This window comes from Bacillota bacterium (assembly GCA_024655925.1).
Lineage (GTDB): Bacteria > Bacillota > DTU025 > DTU025 > JANLFS01 > JANLFS01.
In genome coordinates this window covers 5352-11074 of record JANLFS010000033.1, presented here as the reverse complement: position 1 = coordinate 11074, position 5723 = coordinate 5352, and the positions used below count along the sequence as shown (strand labels likewise).

8 protein-coding genes are annotated in these 5723 nt (G+C 62.0%); all 8 read left to right on the top strand.

All coding sequences use genetic code 11. The features are described 5' to 3' along the window. Positions 1–333, top strand: a 333-nt coding sequence (ybeY, locus tag NUW23_06820; GenBank protein MCR4425892.1) for an rRNA maturation RNase YbeY, incomplete at its 5' end; no start/stop codon positions are given. Between the two features lie 16 nt (positions 334–349). Next, positions 350–727, top strand: coding sequence for a diacylglycerol kinase family protein (locus NUW23_06815; protein MCR4425891.1), 378 nt, complete (start codon positions 350–352; stop codon positions 725–727). Positions 728–733: 6 nt separating this feature from the next. Beyond that, on the top strand, positions 734–1786 hold the full coding sequence (locus NUW23_06810) for a DUF881 domain-containing protein (protein MCR4425890.1): 1053 nt from the start codon (positions 734–736) through the stop codon (positions 1784–1786). Continuing rightward, positions 1749–2864, top strand: coding sequence for a DUF881 domain-containing protein (locus NUW23_06805; protein ID MCR4425889.1), 1116 nt, complete (start codon positions 1749–1751; stop codon positions 2862–2864). Before NUW23_06810 ends, NUW23_06805 begins: the two co-directional genes overlap by 38 nt. Beyond that, positions 2858–3931 (top strand): DUF3048 domain-containing protein, encoded by a 1074-nt coding sequence (locus tag NUW23_06800; protein MCR4425888.1) that lies wholly within the window; start codon positions 2858–2860, stop codon positions 3929–3931. Before NUW23_06805 ends, NUW23_06800 begins: the two co-directional genes overlap by 7 nt. A gap of 5 nt (positions 3932–3936) precedes the next feature. Beyond that, a complete protein-coding gene (locus NUW23_06795) occupies positions 3937–4332 on the top strand; it encodes a cytidine deaminase (GenBank protein MCR4425887.1) in 396 nt (131 codons plus the stop codon). Next, positions 4329–5210 (top strand): GTPase Era, encoded by an 882-nt coding sequence (gene era / locus NUW23_06790; protein ID MCR4425886.1) that lies wholly within the window; start codon positions 4329–4331, stop codon positions 5208–5210. Before NUW23_06795 ends, era begins: the two co-directional genes overlap by 4 nt. Positions 5211–5227: 17 nt before the next feature. Continuing rightward, positions 5228–5723 (top strand): S-adenosylmethionine:tRNA ribosyltransferase-isomerase (locus NUW23_06785; protein ID MCR4425885.1); only part of this gene is annotated, 496 nt, incomplete at its 3' end.

Below are 5723 nucleotides of genomic sequence, written 5' to 3'. Positions count from 1 at the left end.
CTCGAGGACCCGGCGGAGCTGACTGAGGATACCGAGGCCGGGACCGAACTTGAGCTGCCCCCCGATTGTGGCACCATCACGCCAGCCGAGGAAGGCGAGGAAGAAGCCACCATGTGGCCTTTCGAGGACCTCCTTGGAGACGTGGTCATCTCCCTTCCAAGGGCAGAGGCCCAGGCGCAAGAGTATGGGCACTCTGTTGAGCGCGAGGTCTGCTATCTCACTGTCCACGGAGTCCTTCACCTGGTAGGGTACGACCACGAGGACGACGCGGATGCTCGGAAGATGACAGAGATGGAGGAATCGATCCTCACGGACCTGCGCCTCACCCGGTAAAGCGGAGGCGAATCTGATGAGAGCGACGAACCTCGTTGAGAGTTTCAGATTCGCGGCGCTCGGCGTCGCAGGCGCCCTGCGCGCCGAGCGGAACCTCCGGGCGCATTTCGCCATCGCCGCGATCGCTGTCGGGACTGGCGCGGCCCTTGGGCTCTCACCTGTCGATCTCGGCCTGATCGTCCTGGCCTCCACGGTGGTGATCTCGGCTGAGCTTGTCAACACCGCCGTAGAGGCGTGCGTGGACCTGGTCACACCGGAATACCACCCTCTGGCCATGAAGGCGAAGAACGTGGCGGCCGGGGCGGTACTGATCTCGGCAATCGGGTCGGTCATCGTGGGCGCGCTGACCTTCGGCCCACGCGTTATTGTCATCATCGCCCGCCTCGTGAGGTGAGATCGGATGGCAGCCAAATCCAGAACCAGGAAATCCGCACGACGTCTGCGTCAGTGGCTCACTGGAGTCATCATACTCCTGCTATTCATCAACATCCTTGTCCTTGCCCGTGCGGCCGAACTCATAACCTTCCCGGGGGAAGCTTCTGACACCACGCTGCTGCGCGAAGGCGCGATGGCGCTTGCTGAGTACTACGAATCACAAGCTGGCAGGCTGGGTTTGGAACGAAACACCGCGGTCCGGGAGGCTCTGGCCAAGTTCAAGTTCGAGGTGTCCAAGGCATCGGATCCCGAGGCGATAGCCTATATAATAGGCTATTACGGCAGGGCGACGGGTGATGTGATGGAGAGGGAGCTTGAGAACAGAAGGCGCGAGGCCGTCCTGGCAATCATAAACTCGGACCCCAAAACTCTGGCTGTCACAGGACAGGCCATGATCACAGTCTCCGCAACGCAAGATGGGCGGATCAACGTAGAGGACCCTGCGAGAGTGCTGTCGTCCCAAGCAGTTGACATGATCCAGAAGAGCGCCGCCCTTCCAGGTCTTCTCGCGCCCATCGACATCGAGATCTCGGGCGGCAAGGCGAACGTGATCACTCCCAGAACCATGCAGGACCGGATCAGGTTGCTGCGGGATGAGGCGGACTCGCTCCGTCTCTCTCTAGACGAACTCCGCCGTGCGGCAGGGTACTCGTCTTTGACCGGGCAGGGGATCCTGGTGAGCCTCTACGACGCTGAAGGGGGATTCTCCAAGGACGAGGTCGTTCAGGAGAAAGACATCAGGGACATAGTCAACGAGCTCTTCGCCGCCGGCGCGCAGGGTGTGGAGGTTGGAGGCCAGCGTCTAATAGCAACCTCCTCCATCAGGTCCGCTGGCCCCCAGGTTCTCGTGAATCAGAGGCCCGTGCCGGTCAACCCAGTTCTGATCCGTGCTGTGGGTGACCCCGAGGTGCTGGAGAGCAGTCTCGACCTGATCAGAAACAGCCTCAAACGCTGGGGCATAAGAGTGGAAGTGGAGCGGCTTGCGAGCGTTACTCTATCGCCGTACCGCACCCAGTAGTCGCATGATCAAGTGGAGGCGAATCAGGCGACGCGAGGTCAGGTTGGGCGGGCTCAACCGGCTCGCCCTCTTGCTTCTGGCCTCCATCGTGCTGCTCTTCGACGCGGTTGTGATCGGGCGGCATGCGGGCCTCATCAGGCTCCCTGGTGAACTGGACAGTATGGACATGGCCCGAGCCGGGGCGAGAGTCTATGCAGACCTTTCTTATGCGCTCCTTGAACGAGACGAGCCTTCTGGCGTCGGTTCGGCAGGCGCTGTGTTGGCAGGAGCGGCCCAGAGGCTGGTGACTGCACGAACCCGGGAGGACGTCGGGCGTGAACTGGCTGGGCTTGCCTCAGAGCTACACCGGGCAGTCAGAACAGACCGTGCGCAGGAGGCCGGAAAGCGGGTAGCTGAGATCCTGGCTTCTGACCCTCAAGTAGCCTCCTACAAAGGTCCAGAGGCCTACATCCTCATCACGGCATCGGGTACCGACGCGAGAGTGGAGGATCGGCAAGGGGTTTTGAGCCGGGCGACCGTGACTGCAATCTCGAGTGATCCGATTATCGCGCGCGCTCCGGATGCCATTGAGATCGGAGTGGAATCGGGGCGAGTCTCGTTCGACCCCGTGAACCCCATGGCGCGGGCCGCCGCGCTCTCTGGTGAGATTGCCAATCTGGTATCCTCCATCACCAGGCTCCGGGCGGATTCGGGGTTCGGCGAGCTTTCCGGACCGGGCATCGTAGCCCTGGCGTACGACGCCGCGTCTGGGTATGCCTGGGATGAGATCGTGCACCAGAAGGATGTGCTCGACATCTTGAATGCTTTGTTCGCGGCGGGCGCGCTCGGGGCTCAGGTGGGGAATGAGCGGATTGTAGCTGTGTCGTCTGTCCGGTGTATTGGCCCCATCGTCCTGGTCAACCAGAGGCCGGTCGCGGTGAACCCTATCCGCATCTATGCGGTAGGCGACGGAAACGCCCTGTCCAGGAGCCTAGCTCCCATTGCCAGCAGGTTCGCGCGGACTGGCAAGCGCCTCGAGATAACCCGGGAGTCCGACGTCAGGCTCGCGGCCTATCGTAAGGGAGAAGTGCCATGGTGAGAAGGAGATCACGCCCGCAGAGTGCTCTGCTGTTTGCGGGCTTCTTTGTTGTTGTCGTGGCTCTCTTGGTGGTTGCGCAGGGATTGCGCGACCGGGAACAAGCGCACCCTGTGGTGGATCAGTTCGGGCAGGAGGAGACCGTTGCGGGTACTCCCACGTCGCCCACCCCGCCTCCTCGCGACCCCCTGAACGGTAGTGAATTGGCGCCGGGAGAGGAGCGCGAATACTACGCAGTGGTTATCGAAAACTCCTCGGCCGCGCGGCCGCACCGGGGCCTTGCGGGCGCCTCGATCGTATATGAGATGCTCGCGGAGGGTGGAATCACGCGTTTCCTCGCGCTGTACTCGGGGCACGGCGACACACCGGTGGGCCCGATCAGGAGCGTCAGGCCGTACATTGTTGACATTGCGGCAGAGCACGGCGTGATGCTGGTGCACTGTGGAGGGAGCACCGATGCGTTGTCCATGATATCCCGGATGAGATACCCCGCTCTTGACGAGATCAAGAACCCTTCTGGGTTCTACAGGGATCGGCTCCGGAGCGCGCCACACAATCTCTTCGGGACACCCGAAACCTTCCTTTCGCTTGCCGCGAGAAAAGGCGTACTGACGACGTCTGCCAGATCGGGAATGGTCTATGCACTCTCCCCTGGACCCGAAACGGTGGGCACGGATGATGTGCCCACGCTCCGCGTGGAGTACAACAGGTCCTACCGCGTCGAATGGGAGTACGACGCTGACACCCGCACATATGGCCGGTTCATGAACGGCAAGCCGCATTTTGACCCGGATACGAACAGGCAACTCAGAGCGGACAACTTGGTGGTTCAGTTTGTGCCCACCCGCGTCATTGACTCAGAGGGCCGCCTGGCCATGGACCTGTCCGGGCCGGGGGACGCTATAGTGTCGGTGGGCGGAATGGTGCAGAGGGTCCGGTGGGCCAGACAGGAAGGCCAGACCACATCCTACACCCGGGAAAGCGGGGATCCGGTGGAATTCGTCCCGGGCACCACCTGGGTTCAGATAGTTCCTGTGGGAACCCGGGTCATTGGGATCGGGGAGGAGTAGGCGTGATCGAAAGAGAGGATGAACTTGTGGAGGCAGCCCGCCAGGCAAGAGAGCGGGCATATGTTCCGTATTCCAAGTTCCGGGTCGGGGCAGCCTTGCTTGGGGCGAGCGGCCGAGTCTACCTCGGGTGCAACGTTGAGAATGCTTCCTACGGAGCGACGATCTGCGCTGAGCGGACAGCGTTTGTGAAGGCCATCTCCGAGGGAGAGCGGGACTTCAAGGCACTTGCCGTGGTAGGAACAGGGGCTGACCCTGTGAGCCCGTGCGGCGTCTGCAGACAGTTCATGTCCGAGTTCGGGTTGGACATGCCAGTGATCATGGCGGGGGACAGCGGCGACCGGGTCATCCGGACTGTGGCCGAACTGCTGCCAGCGGCCTTCTCCCGGGAGGACATGGAATGAAGTCCGGGTTCGTGGCTGTGGTCGGAAAGCCCAACGTCGGTAAGTCCTCGCTTGTCAACAGGCTCGTCGGGTCCAAGGTGGCCATAGTGTCACGCAAACCCCAGACAACTCGGAACCGCGTGGTGGCCGTTGTCAACCTTCCGTCTGCCCAGGTGATCTTCATAGACACCCCGGGTGTCCATAGGCCGAGGCATGCCCTTGGGGAGTACATGGTTCGGACCGCCCGGGAGGCCATGGAGGAAGTGGACCTCATTCTCTTCGTGGCAGATGCCACCAGGCCGGGGCACGAGGAGGATCAGAGAGCCGCCGCCTACCTCCGTGAGGTAGCCACTCCATGCTGGCTTGTGCTGAACAAGATCGATGCAGTCAAGCCCGATGCCCGGGCCAGGGCGGAAGGAGTCTCGCGCGGCCTCGCGGAGTTCCAGAGGGTGTACGCAGTGTCCGCACTGACCGGTGAGAACGTCGGCGGCATGGTTGAGGGAATCGCATCTGTGCTCCCTGAGGGGCCACAGTACTACCCGCCGGACGTCCGCGTCGACCACCCTGAGGAGTTCCTTGTCGCCGAGATCGTGCGAGAGAAGCTCATCGAGCTGACTCGGGAAGAGGTTCCCCATTCGGTGGCTGTGGTGGTCGAGGACATGAACAGCCGGGAGGGCCGCGAGCTGGTGGACATCTCCGCAGTGATCCTCGTGGAGCGCGAATCACAGAAGGGGATTGTAATAGGTGCAGGAGGGCACATTCTCCGTGAAGTCGGAACGCGCGCCAGGGCCGAGGTGGAAAGGCTCCTGGGCTCCCAGGTCAATTTGAGGCTCTGGGTCAAGGTGAGAGAGAAGTGGAGAGATGACCCATCGATGCTCTCCAGGCTCGGGTACAAGTAGGGGGAGAGGAACTCCGTATGCAGGTTTCCGATTTTGACTACTACCTTCCGGACAGACTGATAGCTCAGACTCCCCTTGCTCAAAGAGATGCGAGCCGCCTCATGGTCGTCCACCGGGATTCCGCAGTAATTGAGCACCGGGTATTCCGAGACCTCCCGGGGTACCTAGGGCCCCCAGATGTGCTGGTCATAAACGACACGCGTGTGATCCCAGCCCGGCTCCACGGGGTTCGCGACTCAGGAGGCCGGGTAGAGGTCCTGCTACTCCGGGCACTCGGCGGAGACAGGTGGGAATGCCTGGTCCGGCCGGGCAAGCGTGCCCCGGTTGGTGAGAGACTGACCTTCGCCGGAGGGCGGATGACCGGCCAGGTAGAGGCCAAGACAGACTTCGGAGGCAGGGTGATAACCTTCTCGGCACCCGCAGGCGTGGACACAGTCGTGGAGTCCTCAGGCGAGATGCCAGTGCCTCATTACATCAAGCGCAGACTGGACGATCCTGCCAGATACCAAACGG

Excerpts from the sequence above, each read along its gene's own strand:
- NUW23_06815 (MCR4425891.1), top strand. The coding sequence starts at position 350 with ATGAGAGCGACGAACCTCGTTGAGAGTTTCAGATTCGCGGCGCTCGGC.
- NUW23_06810 (MCR4425890.1), top strand. The coding sequence starts at position 734 with ATGGCAGCCAAATCCAGAACCAGGAAATCCGCACGACGTCTGCGTCAG.
- era (MCR4425886.1), top strand. The coding sequence starts at position 4,329 with ATGAAGTCCGGGTTCGTGGCTGTGGTCGGAAAGCCCAACGTCGGTAAG.
- NUW23_06800 (MCR4425888.1), top strand. The coding sequence starts at position 2,858 with ATGGTGAGAAGGAGATCACGCCCGCAGAGTGCTCTGCTGTTTGCGGGC.